The following is an 18,426-nucleotide window of genomic DNA, read 5'->3' as shown; positions in this document are numbered from 1 at the left end:
ATAACACTTATAGCAGAAAATACTTATTAAATTTTTATAAACTTATGGCTGACACCTTCCGCAGGGAGAATAACCTTGTTCCAGAAGTTCTTCCCTGTTCCCTGAAAATTCTTTTTTATTTCGGGCTTTCATGTCAGATACGCTGGAGCAGTCCGGTTTATGAAACTTATCTGTGTTTTCATTGATAATATAAGTCTCTCCCTTCTTGTCCTCTGCATCACTTGTCTCTCCTTTTTCCAGGAGATCTGCATCACTGGCTTCCCGACTGTCCCCACGGCTGTAGTCAATTTCTATTCCCGGCTGTATATTATAAACATATACGTTAAAAGAAACGCCTCTTCCTTCATCCTCAACAGATTCTGCCTCCATCCATACACCGGATGCTACCAGATTATCTCCCTCAAACACCGGCGTGACCCGGTACATAACATGATTATCGGTCTCCTTCACATAATCCGCAATCTCGTTTTCAAAAGGAAGCATCCCTTCTGTATTCATGTATCTTGTTCCTGTGATCAGATTTTTTTCATTGGCATTTTCTGCAGTAAGCTGATAGCCGATAAGATGACAACGGTTATAGAGATATTTTCCCTCTACATTGTCATATTTTACAGTGTGCCATCCCGACGGTTTTATCTCTCCGATCCCTTCCCTCTCCTCTTCCGGCATAAGATCTGTACCCACACAGGCTTCGGCACTCTGGCACCGTCCCAGCTCATCCAGTTCGCTGTATGTTTCATAAGAATCTGTTGTCAGCTCTTCTTCTGAAAAATCCGGTTCTCCTTCATCCACCTCCACATAAGGTTCTCCTGTATATTCCGGCACTTCTTCCAAAGAGATTTCCTCTGATGATACCGAAGACACCGGAACGTTTTCCTGTTCTGCTCCTCCACTCTGTGCCTGACAGGCAGTCAAGCAAAAGCATAGGACTGCCAGGATCAGGCTAAGGAACTTTTTCTTCGAACGTTCCGGCAGGCTGCCCTGATTTTCTTTTATTTTTTCCTGATTATCCAAATGTCCGGTCAAGACGCCTCTCCAGCCCCTTTCCTGTCTGCACGCTTTCATCCAGGCTCTCCGCCATTTTTACGGCAAGGCCGACAGCTCCATCAAATCTCCTCTTCAGTTCCTGATTGCTCTCCCGGCATTTGGGATTATCAATGCGCTGATTCATCAACCCTTTTAAATAGGGATATTTCCCCGTCATCTTCATAGCTGTATTGATCAGAGCCTGTTTCCCAGGACCGCGGGTCGTAAAAAGTTTTTTTACCGTTCTCAAGTCCTTCAGGGAGCGGAGAATTATTTTACTTGTCATATTTTCATAAAAAGGCCGGATAGCCTCTGCTGTTGCGATATCTACCGGCACAAGCTTAGCCATGGGATAGGAAAAGGGATCTCTTCCATCCAGACGCAGCAACATTTTTTCAAACTCTTCTTCAATCTCCAGATGCTGAACTCCGCTCTTTCCAATGTAAGTTTCCACGTAAGGATGACATTCACTGTCCAGAATATAATGGCAGAGAAATCCAAGAAGATATGCGTACTCTCTTGTCTTTCTTCCTCTTTTTCGCACAACCTTTACTGCGTGTTCAAAAAACGGATATGCTGAAATGGCATGAAGATGATTACCGTATTCTGAAACCTTATTAGGAAGGTACGGACGGTAAAAGAAAAAGAGATCTGGTCCCTGGAGACCGATTCTGAATTGTCTGTAATATCTTTTTACGATTTCCTTCAGCTCACCGTTCAGCCGGGCTGACACCTCTTTGCCAAAACGGTCATGTGCGTAAAATGCAGGCATATGCCCACCTCCTTTTTAACTTTATACCCCTGATTCTCAGTATACATCAGCTTTCCTGATTATTCATCTTAATTTTCTCTAAACATTATTTTAATAAAGGCCTTTTACCGTGGGATAGCTTTTATAGAATAATCCGCTGCTATTATATCAATATTTTGTAGGCAGCACTACCAATCACCACAATTTTTAGTAATATTCGCAGTTTTACACAGGGCTAAAAGCAATTTTACACAGGGCTGTAAGCAAATTGGGACGTAACACTTTTAAAAAGTGTTACGTCCCAATTTGCTTACATTCTCTTCCGTAACAGCCAATGTTTCTGCTCTGTAACATGGCACCATAAATTCTTCTTCCTCTCCGACCAGTTCGTATTCTTCTGTAATCGTTTCGGAAAAGTTACCGCCTTCCGCCATCTGAACTGCGTATTCAGCTGCCTTTTCGGCCAGCTCTTCCGCCGGTATATAGATGGTCATTGCCTGTGTGCCCTCCTGGATCCGTCTGCAGGCGTCAGAATCTGCATTCTGTCCGATGACTGCCATCTCGCCTGTTCTTTGCTCGTTTTCCAGGATTTCAGCCGCCATGCCGGCCATACGGTCTGTTGCACATACAATTGCATCTGCCTGTTTTCCTGCATTTTGAAAAGCCTCTTCTACAGCATGCTTTTCATCTTCCCCGCTCCAGGAAGCGGCGCATCCTCTGTAAGCAATCTCCCAGGAGTTTCCCTCCAATTCCTCTTCCAGAGTATCTGCTGTATTCTGGCTGCTCCGGTCGTTCTCCGGCCCGCATACAAGCAGAATGCTTCCCCCTTCCGGAAGCTGATTTTTGATTTCATCGGCAATCTGTTCCCCTGCCATCCGGCTGTCTGCTGCCACAAAGAGATCTGTCTGTTCTCCCTGAACCAGGCGTTCGTAAGAAACTACCAGGATTCCCTGGTTTCTCGCATTACGGATTTCTGCTTCCAGGGCGCTGCTGTCCACAGCAGCGACAATGATCACATTGACGCTTTCGTCTGTAAACTGCCGGATCTGCTCTTTTTGCGTTTCTATGTCCCCTTCGGCGCTCTGGATCTCCACCAGGGCTCCCAGCTTCTGAACCGTATCTTCCAGAACTGTCCGCTCTATTTCGCGGCGTTCCTGCTCCATGGAATCAAAAGATACACCAATTTTTACTTTTTCGTTTTCTTCTTCCTGCATATTTTCCTGTGTTTTTTCCTTTGCTTCCGCTGTTCCTTCCCCTGCTGCCGTACCGCTTTCTGTCTCATCAAACGACCTTGGGAAAGAACAGCCGCTAAAACTGACGACCGCAAAAGCAGAGATCAAAACTACCGCAAAATATTTACACTTCATATCTTTTCCTCTTAGAATCTGCAGGCTGGGCCTCCGGCATTTTCTATTCACCGCCAAGCTTACTTGCCACAAACCATCCGGCAATAAAGGAGATGATTCCTGCCCCCAAAGTCATAACTGAAAAACCGCTCCAGTCTATCTTTAAAAGAATTGCAATAGGCGAAGCCACAATGAGGCCAATGATCGCATAATATGCGTGGATCTCCGCTTTCATGAAAATAAATTCAATCAATTTGGCAATCAGGAAAATTCCGAGAATTACACCGATACCAAATGGAATCAGGATACCGCACTGTACTAGAATACTGTTAATGTCAAAGGATAAAACTGCGTCGATAAATTTGTTAATAGTTCTTAAAATAGTATCATAATACCCTAAAAGCATAAGCATCATAGAGCCGCTGACTCCCGGAATTACCATCGTCGCTGCTGCAATGATCCCAACCAGAAGAAGCTTAATTACATTAATAAGAGTAAAACTTACATCCGCTTCCTTTCCTCCGGTTTCTCCCATAACAGCCATCAAAATAACAACAGCAAAAAATATCACCATAGGAATTATTTTTCCTACTGTGACGGAATGACCTTTTACTTTCTGAAAAATAAAAGGCAGGCTGCCGGCAATCAGTCCGCAGAATGCAAAGTTTGTTGGAATCGGGTAGTTCTCCAAAAGGAACTCAAATACCCTGGACAAAATCACGATAGCAAGCCCTGCACCGATAAAAATTGGCAGCAACAGTTTCATACTCTGCCGGAACTCACTTTTTAAATGTGTAATCGCGTGGATCAGCTTATCGTATAACCCCATGGCAACCATCATAGTCCCGCCGCTGACTCCCGGAATAATATTGGCAATTCCCACTACTATTCCCTGTAACACTGCTTTTAACATAAGTCTCTTCTCCTTATTTCTGCATATATTTTTTCAAAAATTCAAATAATTTCTGCATTTCTTCTTCTGTACCAATAGTAATCCGCAGGTACTGGCTGATCCGTTCACTGTCCCAGTGCCGTACATAAATTCCCTGCTCCTTCATGGCATCAAACATCTCTTTTGCATCATATTCAGGATGAGATGCAAAAATGAAATTTGCTTTTGAATCTGTGAAGGAAAATCCAAGATCTGCAAGTTCTTTTTTTGTCTTTTCCCTTGTATCTGTAATCTTTTTTACCGTATTTTCAAAATATTCCTGATCTTTTACCGCAGCCTCTCCACATACAAGAGCTACCTTGTTTAGCGTATAGGAATTGAAAGAATATTTTACATCGTTCAAATAACGGATCAGTTTCGGATTGCTGATAGCATAGCCGATCCGCATTCCCGCCATGGAGCGGGCCTTGGAAAAAGTCTGCGTCACTACCAGATTATCATAGCGCTCTATCAGTTCTATAGCGGATCTGCCGGCAAAATCAATATAGGCCTCATCCACGATCACAACAACATCCCGGTTATGTTCCAGAATATCTTCTATAAAATCCAACTCCTCATAAACAGCCGTCGGTGCATTTGGATTCGGGAAAATAACGCCGCCGTTCTCCCTGTAATAATCTTCCTTTACGATCCGGAACTCTTCATTCAGTTTCGGGCACTCATAAGGAATGCTGTACAGCTGAGCCCATACTTTATAAAAAGAATAGGTAATATCCGGGAAAAGGATTGGCTTTCCCGAGTTAAAAAAGGTCAAAAAGCACATTGCCAGTACATCATCTGACCCTACGCCTACAAATATCTGGTCTTCTCCTACTCCGTAACAATCTGCAAGAGCTTTTACAAGAATACTGCAGGAAGGATCCGGATAAAGCCGGAAATCCCCGGAGTCTACTTCTCCAAGCACCCTGTCCACTTCCGGAGAAGGCGGATAGGGGTTTTCGTTTGTATTCAGTTTGATCACCTTATTTTGGGGCTGTTCTCCCGGTACGTAAGGTGTGACTTTTCGGATGTTTTCTTCTAATCTGCTCATAGCTGTCCTCTTAAAAATACTCTTTTGCAAGCTCTTTAAACTTCGGAAGAGAATTTACAATCGTCTCATGAGCTACACAGTATGCCAGTCTCACATAGCCGGGGCAGGCAAAAGAGCTGCCCGGAACCATGAGAATATTATATTTCTTAGCCGCCGCACAAAATTCTTTTTCATCCTCTATCGGTGATTTCACAAACAGATAGAAAGCCCCTTCCGGTTTAATACAGGTAAAACCGCATTCTTTCAGACCTTCGTAGAGTGCTTCTCTGTTTCTGTTATAAAAAGAAATATCCGTCTTTTCATTAAGGCATTTTGCCACAACCTTCTGCTGCAGCGTCGGCGCATTGACAAATCCAAGAATACGCGTAGCTACATTGGCTGCAGACTGCACTTCTTCACTGTCTGTCACTTCATCGGGAATAACCAGATATCCGATCCGCTCTCCGGGAAGGGAAAGGGATTTACTGTAGGAATATCCCACAATGGTGTTGTCATAATACTTTGTCAGATAAGGTACTTCTGCTCCGTCATAGACAAGCTCTCTGTAAGGCTCGTCCGAGATCAGATAAATATCTGTTCCATATTCTTTCTGCTTTGCCTCCATAATAGCCGCCATTTTCTGAATGGTAGCTTCTGAATAGACCACTCCGGTAGGATTGTTCGGAGTATTGACAATGACCGCTTTCGTTTTTGGAGTGATTTTCTGTTCAAACTCCTGAAGTCTTGGCTGGAATGTCTCTGTATCAGGAGAAATTTCCACCAGCACGCCGTCATAGTTGTTTGTGTAGGAACGATATTCTCCAAAATAAGGAGCAAATGCAATGACTTCATCTCCCGGATTGAGTAGCGTTTTAAAAATAACGTTCAAACCGCCGGCTGCCCCCACTGTCATAATAATATTTCTCTCGCCAAAGGATGTCCCAAATCTTTCATTCAAAGAATCCGCCACTGCCTGCCGTACCTCCGGATAACCACTGTTACTGTTGGTATATCCATGAAGTGCAATGGGATCTTCACCTTCCACCAGCTCCACGATGGCTTTTTTTACAGCTTCCGGTGCCGGAACATTGGGATTGCCCAGACTGAAATCATATACATTTTCCGCTCCGTAAAGGGAAGCCAGGCGATTGCCCTCTTCAAACATTGCCCGGATAGCGGAACTGTTTGCCACCATACCTTTCATTTTATCTGCGATCATTCTATCTCCTCCTTACTGTACATCTGCCGGGCTTTTCTCTGTTACCAGCCCTTTCTCTACCATAAACACCGGCCGGTAGGAACGTTTCGCCTTCCTAAGGCCTTCCTCCCCGGTATCCTCTTCCCGGTTCACATATTTGTACTGCATACATTCATGCTCTACGAACTGCTGATTGATCATCGGATAGGCACCCTGAACATCCGGAAATGCCTTTTCAATATGCACAACAAATGTATCGGAACAGATTGGCTCTCCCATGGTAAATGCCACAATCTGGTTATCCACACGGAGAAGCCCTCCTTTTAATTCCAGCTCCTCAAAAAGCCGCAGGGAATTGAGAGTAACGCACATCTCTGAATTTTTTTCCGGATCATCGTTGCATCCGTTTTGATTTCTCCACTTCAAAGCCATTTGGAAACATTCTTCCACATTGTCTTTTGTAATCGGCTCATAGTTCCATCTTCCCTCGTATGTGGCTTTGAATTTATTAATGTGATTTCTTTTTCCGTGAAGTTTCTTACCGGAAAGTGTACAGAGCTTCTCCGATTCATATACATAGTCGGCCAGATCTTCATTGTACTCCACCTGGAATCTTCCCGGATACCAGTTCTCCAACTGTTCAAAATTATCTGGAGTCACATTATAAAGGCAGAATGCTTTGCCCCTTTCCTTACTGTACTGATCCAGCCTGTCAATGGCTTTCCTTACACAGTCCGCCTCACCTGCCGGATAGGCAAATGCAAGCCTGCCTTCGTCTTCGCTTTTAAAGACCAGTGTATCCTCAATAACTGCATACGTTACATTATAAAATCTCGCCCACAAGAAAACATTCACAAAAGTCCGTTCACAGCTTCGGCTTGTATGATGTTTAAAATAATGTGTGATAATCTCCTTATCTTCCAGCTGTGGACGTTTAAAATCATATTCCAGCATATTCTACCCTTCTTTTCTATTGTCTCCTGTCTGTTCTTCTCTGCTCCGGTTCTTTATTCTTCATTCATATTTGCCAGTTTTGCCGCCTGATCCGCTGCAATCAGACTGTCGATGATCTCGTCCAGATCCCCATTCATAACGCTGTCCAGTTTGTGCAGCGTCAGCTTGATACGATGATCCGTCACCCTTCCCTGGGGGAAGTTGTAAGTACGGATCTTCTCTGAACGGTCTCCGGTTCCGATCTGACTTCTTCTGGCTTCCGCTTCTGACGCCTGTTTCTTCTCCATTTCCAGATCATACAGCTTGGACCTAAGCAGCCTGAAAGCCTTTTCTTTATTTTGCAGCTGAGACTTTTCCGTCTGGCTGTAGATCACGATTCCGGTGGGATAGTGAGTCAGACGCACCGCAGAGTCTGTCGTATTGACGCACTGTCCTCCATTTCCGGACGCCCTCATAACGTCGATACGGATGTCCTTTTCGTCGATCACGATATCCACTTCCTCCGCTTCCGGCATAATGGCAACCGTGATCGTGGACGTATGGATACGTCCGCCGCTCTCCGTTTCCGGTACTCTCTGCACGCGGTGTACACCGCTTTCATATTTCAGGCGGGAGTATGCGCCCTGTCCTGTGATCATAAACACAACTTCTTTAAATCCGCCTATTCCATTCTCACTTACGGAAATCAGCTCTGTGCGCCATCTTCTGCTCTCTGCATAGTGGACATACATACGATAGATCTCTGCTGCAAAAAGAGCAGCCTCATCACCGCCTGCCCCGGCGCGGATCTCCACAATAACATTTTTATCATCATTAGGATCTTTAGGAAGAAGCAGAATCTTCAGCTCCTGCTCCAGACTCTCTACTCTCGCCTTGGAATCATTCAGCTCCTCTTTGGCAAGTTCCCTCATTTCTTCATCTGTTTCTTCTTCCAGCATAGCAAGGCTGTCCTCAATAGCCTGCTTGCATGCTTTGTATTCTTTATATGCCTCAACAATGGGAGTCAGATCATTCTGTTCTTTCATAAGTCTGCGGAAGCGTTCCTGGTTATCTGCTACTCCCGGCTCCTGCAGCTCACTCATAATTTCTTCATATCGAATGAGCAGATCCTCTAATTTGTCAAACATCTTTTCTCCTCCTACCTATTTTCACACTACGCTTTATTGTACCTTCCCATTACCACACGGTCAAGTCCCGCCAGATCCTTTTTTACAGTGACCAGGGTATACCCTGCCTCCTCCATAAGATTCGAGACAGCCTCTTTCTGGTCCCATCCGATTTCAAAGAGCAGCCAGCCTTTCTCTGACAGATGCTCCCTTGCTTCCTCTATGATCCTCCGGTAAAAATACAGTCCGTCTTCTTTCCCGTCCAGCGCGATCCTCGGATCATAAAGCCGGACTTCATCCTGAAGCTCCTCGATTTCAGATGTCTGGATATAGGGAGGGTTGGACACGATCATATCATATGCGCCCTGTATATTTTCAAAAAGATCACTTTGGATAAAATGAACCCGCGCACCCAGGCGGTCAGCATTTCCCTTAGCTGTTTTAAGAGCCTCCGGTGAAATATCACTTCCTTCGCACTCTATTTCCCATGCCGGTTCTCTTCCCTCAAGGATCATTTTGCTAAGGCTGATGATAATGCATCCGGATCCTGTGCACAGATCCAGGATCCGCATATGGTTCTCTGCTTTTTCCAAAGCAGTCTCCACAAGAATCTCTGTATCCTGCCGCGGAATGAGAACGTGGGGATTTACCCGGAAGGAAAACCCCATAAATTCCTGCTCTCCTGTAATATGCTGCAGCGGGATCCTCGAAGAGCGCCTGCGGATTGCTTCCATATAAAGAGAGCTTTCCTTTTCTGAAAGCTCCCTTTCCGGATCCAGATAATACCTGCTCCGTTCCACCTTTGCCGCATATTCCAGCAAAATCCAGGCGTCCAGCTCCGGCTCCGGAACCTTTGCTTTCTTCAAACATTCCGTCCCTTCCTGAAGCGCACTTTTAAGAGTCAGACTCTGTTCCAAATGTTTCTGCTTCATACTTCCTCCAGTCAAAGACAGCCTCTACTGCCTGTATTGCCACTTCGATCATATTGTCATCCGGCTCCTTTGTCGTCATCTTCTGAATCCAAAGCCCCGGTCTGCTCAGAAAATTTATCAGCCAGTGATCTGAATTTCCTGCCAGTCTTAAAACTTCATAGGAAATGCCTGCTATTACGGGAAGAAGAGCAATTCTCACCACCACCCGCATAACAACAGAATCCACCTGGACAAGCAGAAGAAGAATGATGCTGATAGCCAGCACAAAGAACAGGAAACTGGTTCCGCACCGCTTATGCTGCCTGGAACTGATCCTGACATTTTCCACATTCAACGGAAGCCCGTGTTCAATGCAGTTGATGCATTTATGCTCTGCCCCATGGTACATAAACGTTCTCTGTATATCTTCCGTTTTGGAAATCAGCATAATATATATAAGAAAGATTCCAATTCTCACAAACCCTTCAATTACTGTTCTGATATGGTAGGACGGAATCAATGGCTTCAAAAGTCCAGAAAGAAAATAGGGCAGTATCATAAAAATGGCAACTGCCAGCACGATGGAAAATGCCATTACTCCGCGCATCATCCATTTTTCCTGTTGCTCTTTTTTCTCACTTTCTTCCTTAGTAAGGGGCTTTGTCTCCTCTTCTTCCTCAAAAAAGGAAGCCGAGTACATCAGTGTCCGCATTCCCAATACAAGGGAATCGATAAAATTGAAAATTCCACGGATAAACGGAATCCTTGCCAGGCGTCCCACCTTACCTGCCGCTCCGGTATAACGATCTTTGTGTACCTCTATCTCTCCGTTTGTCTTTCGGACAGCTACTGCATAGTCTTCTTTGTTTTTCATCATAATGCCTTCCAGCACTGCCTGACCGCCGATGTTCGATGATTTCATACCTTCCTCCTGCCGTTTCTCGTATATGCAGAACGGGTTGAGATTGTAAAAACCTCAACCCGTTTACCGTTTTTCTTATTTGTCCAATCCGTATTTCTTGTTGAACTTATCTACACGTCCACGTGCCTGTGCAGCTTTCTGCTGACCTGTGTAGAATGGATGGCATTTGGAGCAGATTTCTACGTGGATATCCTCTTTTGTAGAGCCTGTCACAAATGTGTTTCCACAGTTACATGTCACTGTTGCCTGATGGTAAGCTGGATGTATTCCTTCTTTCATTTCGTTTCACCTCTTCTTTATTCTCGCTGCGTATATACGCATGGATTCTTTTCGTTTTCTAAACAGCTCTGTAATTGTATCACAAAACTTTCTTCTTGTCTATATTATTTTTGTCTTTTTTACCATTTGAACAAGTTCCCTGTTTGTCTTTGTCCGGGAAAACATATTCAGGATATTGTCTACGGCCTCTTCCGCTCTCATACCGTTCAATGCGCGACGCATAGAATCCACAGCTTCCTGCTCTTCCTTTGTGAGAAGGAGGTCTTCACGCCTTGTCCCGGATTTCGGGATGTCGATAGCCGGGAACATTCTCTTCTCTGACAGTTTGCGGTCAAGAACAAGCTCCATATTTCCGGTTCCTTTAAATTCCTCGTAAATCACATCGTCCATCTTACTTCCGGTATCTACAAGAGCTGTTGCCAGGATTGTCAGGCTTCCTCCCTCCCGCATATTTCTTGCAGCACCGAAAAACCGTTTGGGCATATGCAGAGCCGCAGGATCAAGTCCTCCTGAAAGCGTCCGCCCTGACGGCGGCACAGTGAGGTTGTAGGCTCTTGCAAGACGGGTAATACTGTCCAGAAGGATCATAACGTCTTTTCCGTGTTCTACCAGCCTCTTGGCCCGCTCGATCACCATCTCCGACACTCTTTTATGGTGATCCGGCAGCTCGTCAAAAGTAGAGTAAATGACCTCTACATTTTTTCCCTCAATGGTTTCCTTAATATCTGTTACTTCCTCCGGACGCTCATCGATCAAAAGGATCAGAAGATGTACTTCCGGATTGTTTTTTCTGACAGAGAGCGCCACCTCTTTTAACAGAGTAGTCTTACCTGCCTTTGGAGGAGAAACGATCATACCTCTCTGCCCTTTTCCGATAGGAGACAGAAGATCCATGATCCGCATGGCCGTACTGCTTCTTCCGCTTTCCAGGGACAATCTTTCATTTGGGAAGATTGGGGTCAGATCTTCAAAATTGGGCCTTCTGGCTGCAACAGCCGGATGAATGCCGTTGATCTTGGACAGATACAAAAGAGCACTGAACTTTTCCTGCTGGGTCTTGATTCTTGTATTTCCCTCCAGAATATCTCCGGTCTTCAAATTAAAACGCCGGATCTGGGAAGGAGAAACATAGACATCATTTTCCCCCGGGAGGTAATTTTCACAGCGAATAAAGCCATATCCGTCTGGAAGCACTTCCAGAATACCGTTGGCTGTCACCCCGCTGTCCAGGCGGTCAATATCATGCAGCTCCCGGTCTCCGGTATTGGCTGACAGCTCTTTTGCATTCTCCTCTGTCAGTCTGACCTGTGCAGAATTGTTTTTTCTGAAGGACTCATTTTTATGCTGCTCGCCTCTGGACTCGTTTCTTACATCCTGCTTTGTTACAGTCCTTTTCTCTTCCGGTTTTTTTTCTTCTTCTTTCTTTTCCTCTTCCTTCTTTTCTTTTTCGTCTTCTTCTACCATGCGGTCGATAAGCTGTGCTTTTTTCATTGTGGAAATACCGCGCAGTCCCCTTGCTTTTGCCAGATCTTTTAACGTGGCAAGAGGCAGAGTCTCATATTTTTCTCGCATATACACTGATCCTTTCTTACTCAATTTTTAAATCGATTCGGGAATTTTCGTCTGACTTGACAACCTGAAATATAGAGCTATTATACTATATCTTTTTCCCTTTTTAAAGTCCTAATTTTATGAAACTATACAGGTATACGCAGGACAAGGAATCCTGATAAAAATATTGCACCTGTTTTCAAGGAATGGTATGATTATTAACAGTTCTAACAAGTCTATAAAAATCTATAAAAATAAGAAGAAGGTGGAATATAATGACGATACAGGAAAAAGCTTTAGAAATGCATAAACAGTGGAATGGAAAAATAGAAACCGCTGCCAAATCACACATCCGTTCAAGGGAAGATCTCTCCATTGCTTATACGCCGGGCGTGGCCGAACCCTGCAAGGTAATCGCCGAAGATCCGGAAGCGGCATATACTTACACCATGAAATCCAATACGGTAGCAGTTGTTTCTGACGGAAGCGCCGTTCTGGGACTGGGAAATATCGGCGCTTTAGCCGCCATGCCTGTCATGGAAGGCAAGGCCGTCCTTTTCAAGGAATTTGGCGGCGTCAATGCAGTCCCTATCTGCCTTGATACACAGGATACGGATGAAATTATCCGCACAGTCGTCAATATCGCTCCGGCTTTCGGAGGCATCAATCTGGAGGATATCAGTGCACCCAGATGTTTTGAAATTGAAGAACGGCTGAAGCAGCTTCTTAACATTCCCGTATTTCACGACGATCAGCACGGAACTGCTATTGTGGTGCTCGCAGGAATTATCAACGCTCTGAAAGTCACAGGAAAACACAAAGAGACCGTAAAGGTTGTCGTAAACGGAGCCGGAAGCGCCGGAGTTGCCATCACCAAGCTTCTCCTTCAGTATGGTTTCGCACATGTCACTATGTGCGATATCAACGGAATTATCAGCAAAGACTCTCCTGGCCTGAACTGGATGCAAAAACGGATGACAGAAGTCACCAATCTGGAGAATAAAACCGGCACTCTCGCTGACGCCCTGAAGGGTGCTGACATTTTTGTAGGAGTTTCCGCTCCCGGTATTGTATCAAAAGAAATGGTTGCTTCCATGAATCAGGATGCCATTCTCTTTGCCATGGCAAATCCTGTGCCGGAGATCATGCCGGATCTGGCAAAAGAAGCCGGTGCAAAGGTTGTCGGAACCGGCCGTTCCGATTTTCCAAATCAGGTAAATAATGTAGTCGCTTTTCCGGGTATTTTTAAAGGGGCTCTGGAGGGACGTGCCATTCAGATCACTGAGGAAATGAAGCTGGCGGCAGCTCTTGCCATTGCAGGGCTTGTGCCGGATGAAGAATTAAATGAAAACAACATCCTGCCGGAAGCTTTTGATCCTCGTGTGGCTGATGTCGTAAGCCGTGCAGTCCGAGACCACATTTAAAATCTGTATGGAAGATTTAAAACCTGTCTTCTGGGGAGAAAAGCGCTATCATTCCCTGGACTGGCATCTGAAGCATGTTTTCGGAGAAAAGCTGTATAAAATTTCCCTAAACGGACATATGAGCTGTCCGAACCGCGACGGAACGCTGGGAGATAGAGGCTGTATCTTCTGCAGTCAGGGCGGTTCAGGAGATTTCGCATCCGATCCCGGTCTTTCTGTAACCCGGCAGATTGAAACCGGGAAAAAACAGGCAGAAAAGAAATTTAAAGGCACAGGTTATATCGCTTATTTTCAGGCATACACCAACACTTATGCTCCCGTTTCTTATCTGCGCCGCATTTTTACAGAAGCAATCCTTCATCCCGATATACGGGTCTTGTCCATTGCCACCAGGCCGGACTGTCTGGAGCCGCCTGTACTTCAGCTTCTTGAGGAGCTAAGCCGGATCAAACCCGTCTGGGTTGAGCTTGGTCTTCAGACCATACATGAAAAAAGCGCCAAGTTTATCCGGCGGGGTTATCCCCTTTCTGTTTTTGAGGATGCGGTAATGCAGCTTCGCGCACTTGATATTCCTGTCATCGTCCACACAATTCTCTTCCTTCCGGGAGAGACTCACGAACAGATGTATGAAACCATTTGTTATTTGAACAACACAGATATCCAGGGAATCAAGCTTCAGCTGCTCCATGTGCTGAAGCATACGGATCTTGCTGATTACTATAAAGAGCACCCGTTTCATATCCCTGACATGGAGGAATACTTTCAGGTGACAGGTCAGTGCCTTTCTCTTTTAAGACCGGACATTGTCATCCACCGGCTGACCGGCGACGGGCCGAAACCGCTGCTCATCGCACCTCTTTGGACAGGAAATAAAAGGCTTGTATTGAATCAGATGCAGGCATATCTGAAATGCCAGAATATCTGGCAGGGAAGGAGTTATGATTCATGGCAGAACCATTTACATTATACAAACTGATCATCTTGTACATGCTGGAGAAAGTAGATTTTCCTCTGACTAATTCACAGATTTCTGAATTTATTCTCGACAAAGGCTATACCACTTACTTCAAACTGCAAAGAGCCATTGCCGAGCTTAACGAATCCGGATTCATCCGGGAGGAGTCTACTCACAGCAGAACCTTCTACCACCTCACGGAAGAAGGGGCTGAAACCATACAGTATTTCCGCAATAAGATTTCTCCGGCCATCCAGTCCGACATTGATGAATTTTTAAAGGAAAAACATTACGAACTGAAAAACGAAGTCTCTGTCAAGGCGGACTACTTCCCCAATGGCAATATGGAATATTCCGTCCGCTGTCAGGTAATGGAAAACCAGTTTCCTCTTATCGATCTGACCATTACCGTTCCGTCAGAAGCGGAAGCCCAGACAGTAGCTAACAACTGGAACAAAAAAAATCAGGAGGTTTATGCTCTCATTATGCAAAACCTCCTGTAAACAGAACTTTTTTTATTTTAATTCCTGAGTGCGGTACAACTGAGCATATTTGCCGCCTTTGCGCATCAGCTCCTCGTGTGTACCGCTCTCCTGTATTTTTCCTTCATCTATAAGCACAATTCTGTCTGCATTTCTCACTGTAGCAAGACGATGGGCGATCACAAGAGTGGTACGCCCTTTTGTCAGCTCATCGAAGCTTTCCTGGATCTTACTCTCCGTAATGGTATCCAGCGCGGAAGTCGCTTCATCCAGAATCAGGATCTTCGGATTTTTCAGGAAGATCCGGGCAATAGCGATCCTCTGCTTCTGCCCTCCCGACAGCATCGTTCCCCGTTCTCCAATGTAAGTATTAAACTGATCCGGCATTTCCATAATATCATCGAAAATTTCCGCTTCTTTCGCCGCCTTCACGACCTCTGCATAGGAGGCATCCGGTTTCCCGTATCTGATATTTTCCAGGATAGTGTCCGCAAACATGAAAACATCCTGCTGGACAATTCCGATATTATCCCTAAGCGAACGCTTTTTCACACTGCGGATATCTGTGCCGTCGATCCGGATGATTCCTTCTGTGACATCATAAAATCTTGGTACAAGCTGGCACAAAGTGGTCTTCCCTCCTCCGGAATGGCCTACTACAGCCACCTTCTGTCCCGGCTCAATGTGAAGTGTCACATGGGTCAGCACTTCTGTATGCTCATCGTAGGAAAAGCTGACATCATCAATATCGATCTGCCCTTCTTTTACCTCCATATCTTTCGCATCTTCCCGTTCCTTTACCGCCGGCTGGATACGCATGATCTCATCAAACCGTTTCAGCCCTGCCGTTCCATTTGTAAAAATTTCTGCAAAATTGGAAAGTTTTCGGATCGGGGTAATGAACGTACTGATATAAAGATTAAAAGTAATAAGATCTACATAGTTCATTCTGCCCTGCATGATCTGCCATCCTCCAAACGTGATGACAGCCACCGGCATAATACACATAAAAAACTCCAAAGAGGCGTTAAACCTTCCCATGGCTTTGTAGTAAATCCCCTTTGAGTTCTTAAACCGGTCATTGGATTTTTCAAATCTCTCCTGATCCACTTCCTCATTGGCAAACGCCTTGGAAGTCCTCATCCCGGAAATACAGGATTCTATATCCGCATTAATAGCAGCCATTTTCTCCTTCACCTTGACCGACGCATCCGCCATGCTCCTTCTGCATACCATGACAACCAAAAGGAAGATGGGAATAATAATCGCCACTACAAGGGCCAGCCGCCACTCAATGGAAAACATGAATCCAAGAGCCCCCACAATCGTAAGGACAGAGATCAGAAGATCTTCCGGGCCGTGATGGGCAAGCTCGGTAATCTCAAAGAGATCCCCGGTCAGCCGGTTCATCAGTTTTCCGGTACGGTTCACATCATAAAACTCAAAGTCCAGATCCTGCAGATGGCAAAACAGCGCTTCCCGGATGTCAGCCTCCACCCGCACACCAAAGGTATGCCCCCAGTAGGTCATAATATAATTACACACTGAGCGAAGCACATAACTGACCGCCACAATGGCCATTACCGTAAAAAATGTCTGATACATTTTATCCGGCAGCATCTCATACATGGCATTTCTTGATACCAGCGGAAATGCAAGATCAATAGCCGCCACAAGGACAGCACAGCACATATCCAGTATAAAGATTCCCCGGTGGGGTTTGAAAAAGGAAAATAAAGTACGAAACATTTTCCGTTCCTCTTTCTAGTCAAACAGCGGCGTGGAGAAGTATCTCTCCGCGGTATCTGCCAGAACAGTTACCACTGTTTTGCCTTTTCCCAGCTCCCTTGCCATCCGTTTTGCCACAGCCACATTGGTGCCTCCGGAAATTCCGCACATAAGCCCTTCTTTGGCAGCAAGCTCTTTTGCTGTTTCGAGCGCCTCTTCATCTGTAACAATCTCAATCCGGTTGTATATATTCTGATTCAAAATTGCCGGGATCACTCCATCGCCAATTCCCATCTGAATGTGGGTGCCAATCTCTTTTCCTGACAAAATAGCCGCATTTTCCGGCTCTGCTGCCCAGATTTCCATATCCGGATTTTCCGCTTTTAATGCTTCTCCGATTCCTGTAATGGTACCGCCGGTTCCGATTCCCGAACAGAATCCATGAATAGGCCTCGCCGCCTGCTCAAGGATTTCCTTTCCTGTCTGTTCTCTGTGAATCTCCGAGTTGGCTTCATTTTCAAATTGCTGGGGCACATATACATCGGGATCCTCTTTTGCCATTTTAAGAGCTGTCTGGAGACATTCTTCAATACAATCTCCAATGTTTCCCGCATCATGGATCAGCTTTACTTCTGCTCCGTAATGGCTTACCAGCTTCCTTCTCTCCTCGCTGACAGAATCCGGCATAATAATAATCGTCCTATACCCCTTCACTGCTCCGATCAGAGCCAGGCCAATTCCCTGGTTGCCGCTGGTAGGTTCCACAATTGTAGTTTTCCCCGGCTGGATCAGCCCTTTCTCCTCTGCTGTCTCGATCATATGCAGAGCGGTCCTTGTCTTAATAGATCCCCCTGCATTCATTGCTTCAAATTTTACCAGAATTTCTGCGTCATCAGATCCTGTCATATGATTCAGACGGATCAATGGCGTATTTCCCACTGCTTCTAAAATATTGTTGTACACCATTTTTCTCTTCCTTTCTCTTTTCAGTATTAATATATGTAGCTTACCCTTTTGCGTCTTCTTTTTTCTTCCGGGCAATCTGCAGGGGAACATTTACCCCCATGGGATTTACCATAACTCCTTTTGCTTCCGGTGCAAGGATCTCGCCCAGTTTTGCAAATTCCACTACTGCAGCCTGAAACCGCTTTTCCCGGTTAAATTTTGCAAACTCTGCCGCATCTGTAAAAACAGGCTGGAATATTGTCCCATCCTTTTGCTTCATAACCGGAAGTCCTTTTTGTGGCTCCACCGGCACAATATAGCGTCCTTTCTGGAAATCCGCCAGCATTTCTTCCTGCAGTTCTTTGACAGCCTCCTCCTTTGCCGCATTCGGATCCCGCCGTACCGCCTGCATAAGATAGAGGGCCGTAAGATGAAATTCCGGATTTTCCACGTGCACCTGACCTTCCGGAAGTTTGTCCGCCTGAGGTTTCTTCACAAACTCGTCCAGCTGTATCCTTGTCTCTCCCTCCAGTCCTCTGCTGACAAACAGGGCATTGACGCCCATGGCAAAAAGGCTGGAATAAAAGGCAAGAAGTTGTTTATTCTCCACCTTCACAATACTGACAAGTTCTTTGTTTTCCAGCAGTTTTTTTGCCTCCTGCTTTGCCTCTTCCTCTGTCCAGAATATCAGGACCTGATCATCGTATGTATCCGGATCACAGGATACGTAAGGCATTTTTGTAAATCCGGACATAAGAACATAAAGCTCCGATGCCATCCTAAGCTTCGTCAGAGCTTCCTGCTTTTTTACACCGTTATTCTGATTACTGTTATTTTGTGCCATGTATATTTTCCTTTCTTTCCTTAAACAATCCTTTTTCTATCAT

The 18,426-nt window shown here is 45.3% G+C and carries 18 protein-coding genes; 3 read left to right on the top strand and 15 right to left on the bottom strand.

Annotated features, from left to right (window positions below):
- Nucleotides 1-42: 42 nt before the first annotated feature.
- The 12 genes from EUBC25_RS11650 to rho all read right to left on the bottom strand — a co-directional run bounded on the left by EUBC25_RS11650 (nt 43) and on the right by rho (nt 12,026).
- Nucleotides 43-1,065 (bottom strand): DNA/RNA non-specific endonuclease, encoded by a 1,023-nt coding sequence (locus EUBC25_RS11650; protein WP_230105650.1) that lies wholly within the window; start codon nt 1,063-1,065, stop codon nt 43-45.
- On the bottom strand, nt 1,007-1,798 hold the full coding sequence (locus tag EUBC25_RS11645; RefSeq protein ID WP_230105649.1) for a zinc dependent phospholipase C family protein: 792 nt from the start codon (nt 1,796-1,798) through the stop codon (nt 1,007-1,009). Before EUBC25_RS11645 ends, EUBC25_RS11650 begins: the two co-directional genes overlap by 59 nt.
- Nucleotides 1,799-2,061: 263 nt before the next feature.
- Nucleotides 2,062-3,144 carry a substrate-binding domain-containing protein gene (locus tag EUBC25_RS11640; protein WP_230105648.1) on the bottom strand — a complete coding sequence of 361 codons (1,083 nt, stop codon included), beginning with the start codon at nt 3,142-3,144 and terminating at the stop codon, nt 2,062-2,064.
- Between the two features lie 43 nt (nt 3,145-3,187).
- On the bottom strand, nt 3,188-4,036 hold the full coding sequence (locus EUBC25_RS11635) for a DUF368 domain-containing protein (RefSeq protein WP_230105647.1): 849 nt from the start codon (nt 4,034-4,036) through the stop codon (nt 3,188-3,190).
- A 13-nt stretch (nt 4,037-4,049) separates the two neighbouring features.
- Nucleotides 4,050-5,105 (bottom strand): histidinol-phosphate transaminase, encoded by a 1,056-nt coding sequence (gene hisC, locus EUBC25_RS11630; RefSeq protein WP_230105646.1) that lies wholly within the window; start codon nt 5,103-5,105, stop codon nt 4,050-4,052.
- Nucleotides 5,106-5,115: 10 nt separating this feature from the next.
- The gene (locus tag EUBC25_RS11625; RefSeq protein WP_230105645.1) at nt 5,116-6,303 is read right to left on the bottom strand and encodes a pyridoxal phosphate-dependent aminotransferase; all 1,188 of its coding nucleotides are present in this window, start codon (nt 6,301-6,303) and stop codon (nt 5,116-5,118) included.
- A 12-nt stretch (nt 6,304-6,315) separates the two neighbouring features.
- The gene (locus EUBC25_RS11620) at nt 6,316-7,236 is read right to left on the bottom strand and encodes a DUF2156 domain-containing protein (RefSeq protein ID WP_230105644.1); all 921 of its coding nucleotides are present in this window, start codon (nt 7,234-7,236) and stop codon (nt 6,316-6,318) included.
- 53 nt (nt 7,237-7,289) lie between these two features.
- Nucleotides 7,290-8,363 carry a peptide chain release factor 1 gene (gene prfA / locus EUBC25_RS11615; RefSeq protein ID WP_230105643.1) on the bottom strand — a complete coding sequence of 358 codons (1,074 nt, stop codon included), beginning with the start codon at nt 8,361-8,363 and terminating at the stop codon, nt 7,290-7,292.
- Nucleotides 8,364-8,389: 26 nt separating this feature from the next.
- Complete coding sequence (prmC, locus tag EUBC25_RS11610; RefSeq protein WP_416386683.1) at nt 8,390-9,247, bottom strand: peptide chain release factor N(5)-glutamine methyltransferase; 858 nt, start codon at nt 9,245-9,247, stop codon at nt 8,390-8,392.
- Nucleotides 9,237-10,175: a DUF1385 domain-containing protein gene (locus tag EUBC25_RS11605; protein ID WP_230105641.1), complete on the bottom strand. Its 939-nt coding sequence runs from the start codon at nt 10,173-10,175 to the stop codon at nt 9,237-9,239. Before EUBC25_RS11605 ends, prmC begins: the two co-directional genes overlap by 11 nt.
- A gap of 75 nt (nt 10,176-10,250) precedes the next feature.
- On the bottom strand, nt 10,251-10,454 hold the full coding sequence (gene rpmE, locus EUBC25_RS11600) for a 50S ribosomal protein L31 (protein WP_230105640.1): 204 nt from the start codon (nt 10,452-10,454) through the stop codon (nt 10,251-10,253).
- Nucleotides 10,455-10,553: 99 nt separating this feature from the next.
- Nucleotides 10,554-12,026, bottom strand: coding sequence for a transcription termination factor Rho (gene rho, locus EUBC25_RS11595; protein ID WP_230105639.1), 1,473 nt, complete (start codon nt 12,024-12,026; stop codon nt 10,554-10,556).
- A gap of 254 nt (nt 12,027-12,280) precedes the next feature.
- Here rho and EUBC25_RS11590 point away from each other — a divergent pair, with 254 nt between their 5' ends.
- From EUBC25_RS11590 to EUBC25_RS11580, 3 genes are read left to right on the top strand one after another with little or no spacing between them, the layout of a single operon-like run.
- Nucleotides 12,281-13,429 (top strand): NAD(P)-dependent malic enzyme, encoded by a 1,149-nt coding sequence (locus EUBC25_RS11590; protein WP_230105638.1) that lies wholly within the window; start codon nt 12,281-12,283, stop codon nt 13,427-13,429.
- A gap of 7 nt (nt 13,430-13,436) precedes the next feature.
- Nucleotides 13,437-14,405, top strand: a complete 969-nt coding sequence (mnmL, locus tag EUBC25_RS11585) for a tRNA modification radical SAM protein MnmL/YtqA (protein ID WP_230105637.1) — start codon at nt 13,437-13,439, stop codon at nt 14,403-14,405.
- Nucleotides 14,375-14,887 (top strand): DUF4364 family protein, encoded by a 513-nt coding sequence (locus EUBC25_RS11580; protein ID WP_230105636.1) that lies wholly within the window; start codon nt 14,375-14,377, stop codon nt 14,885-14,887. Before mnmL ends, EUBC25_RS11580 begins: the two co-directional genes overlap by 31 nt.
- Before the next feature lie 12 nt (nt 14,888-14,899).
- Here EUBC25_RS11580 and EUBC25_RS11575 read toward each other — a convergent pair whose 3' ends face one another.
- The 3 genes from EUBC25_RS11575 to EUBC25_RS11565 are packed head-to-tail and all read right to left on the bottom strand — an operon-like array spanning nt 14,900 to nt 18,383.
- Entirely contained in the window at nt 14,900-16,615 is a 1,716-nt protein-coding gene (locus EUBC25_RS11575) for an ABC transporter ATP-binding protein (RefSeq protein WP_230105635.1), read from the bottom strand.
- A 15-nt stretch (nt 16,616-16,630) separates the two neighbouring features.
- Complete coding sequence (locus EUBC25_RS11570) at nt 16,631-17,560, bottom strand: PLP-dependent cysteine synthase family protein (RefSeq protein WP_230105634.1); 930 nt, start codon at nt 17,558-17,560, stop codon at nt 16,631-16,633.
- 40 nt (nt 17,561-17,600) lie between these two features.
- Nucleotides 17,601-18,383, bottom strand: a complete 783-nt coding sequence (locus tag EUBC25_RS11565) for an SseB family protein (RefSeq protein WP_230105633.1) — start codon at nt 18,381-18,383, stop codon at nt 17,601-17,603.
- Nucleotides 18,384-18,426 lie beyond the last annotated feature (43 nt).

This window comes from Claveliimonas bilis (assembly GCF_020892095.1).
Classification (GTDB): domain Bacteria; phylum Bacillota; class Clostridia; order Lachnospirales; family Lachnospiraceae; genus Claveliimonas; species Claveliimonas bilis.
Note: the sequence above shows the minus strand (reverse complement) of the source record. Positions and strands in the feature narration are given on the sequence as shown.

Excerpts from the sequence above, each read along its gene's own strand:
- EUBC25_RS11650 (WP_230105650.1), bottom strand. The coding sequence starts at position 1,065 with ATGAAAGCGTGCAGACAGGAAAGGGGCTGGAGAGGCGTCTTGACCGGA.
- EUBC25_RS11645 (WP_230105649.1), bottom strand. The coding sequence starts at position 1,798 with ATGCCTGCATTTTACGCACATGACCGTTTTGGCAAAGAGGTGTCAGCC.
- EUBC25_RS11640 (WP_230105648.1), bottom strand. The coding sequence starts at position 3,144 with ATGAAGTGTAAATATTTTGCGGTAGTTTTGATCTCTGCTTTTGCGGTC.
- EUBC25_RS11635 (WP_230105647.1), bottom strand. The coding sequence starts at position 4,036 with ATGTTAAAAGCAGTGTTACAGGGAATAGTAGTGGGAATTGCCAATATT.
- hisC (WP_230105646.1), bottom strand. The coding sequence starts at position 5,105 with ATGAGCAGATTAGAAGAAAACATCCGAAAAGTCACACCTTACGTACCG.
- EUBC25_RS11625 (WP_230105645.1), bottom strand. The coding sequence starts at position 6,303 with ATGATCGCAGATAAAATGAAAGGTATGGTGGCAAACAGTTCCGCTATC.
- EUBC25_RS11620 (WP_230105644.1), bottom strand. The coding sequence starts at position 7,236 with ATGCTGGAATATGATTTTAAACGTCCACAGCTGGAAGATAAGGAGATT.
- prfA (WP_230105643.1), bottom strand. The coding sequence starts at position 8,363 with ATGTTTGACAAATTAGAGGATCTGCTCATTCGATATGAAGAAATTATG.
- EUBC25_RS11605 (WP_230105641.1), bottom strand. The coding sequence starts at position 10,175 with ATGAAATCATCGAACATCGGCGGTCAGGCAGTGCTGGAAGGCATTATG.
- rpmE (WP_230105640.1), bottom strand. The coding sequence starts at position 10,454 with ATGAAAGAAGGAATACATCCAGCTTACCATCAGGCAACAGTGACATGT.
- rho (WP_230105639.1), bottom strand. The coding sequence starts at position 12,026 with ATGCGAGAAAAATATGAGACTCTGCCTCTTGCCACGTTAAAAGATCTG.
- EUBC25_RS11590 (WP_230105638.1), top strand. The coding sequence starts at position 12,281 with ATGACGATACAGGAAAAAGCTTTAGAAATGCATAAACAGTGGAATGGA.
- mnmL (WP_230105637.1), top strand. The coding sequence starts at position 13,437 with ATGGAAGATTTAAAACCTGTCTTCTGGGGAGAAAAGCGCTATCATTCC.
- EUBC25_RS11580 (WP_230105636.1), top strand. The coding sequence starts at position 14,375 with ATGGCAGAACCATTTACATTATACAAACTGATCATCTTGTACATGCTG.
- EUBC25_RS11575 (WP_230105635.1), bottom strand. The coding sequence starts at position 16,615 with ATGTTTCGTACTTTATTTTCCTTTTTCAAACCCCACCGGGGAATCTTT.
- EUBC25_RS11570 (WP_230105634.1), bottom strand. The coding sequence starts at position 17,560 with ATGGTGTACAACAATATTTTAGAAGCAGTGGGAAATACGCCATTGATC.
- EUBC25_RS11565 (WP_230105633.1), bottom strand. The coding sequence starts at position 18,383 with ATGGCACAAAATAACAGTAATCAGAATAACGGTGTAAAAAAGCAGGAA.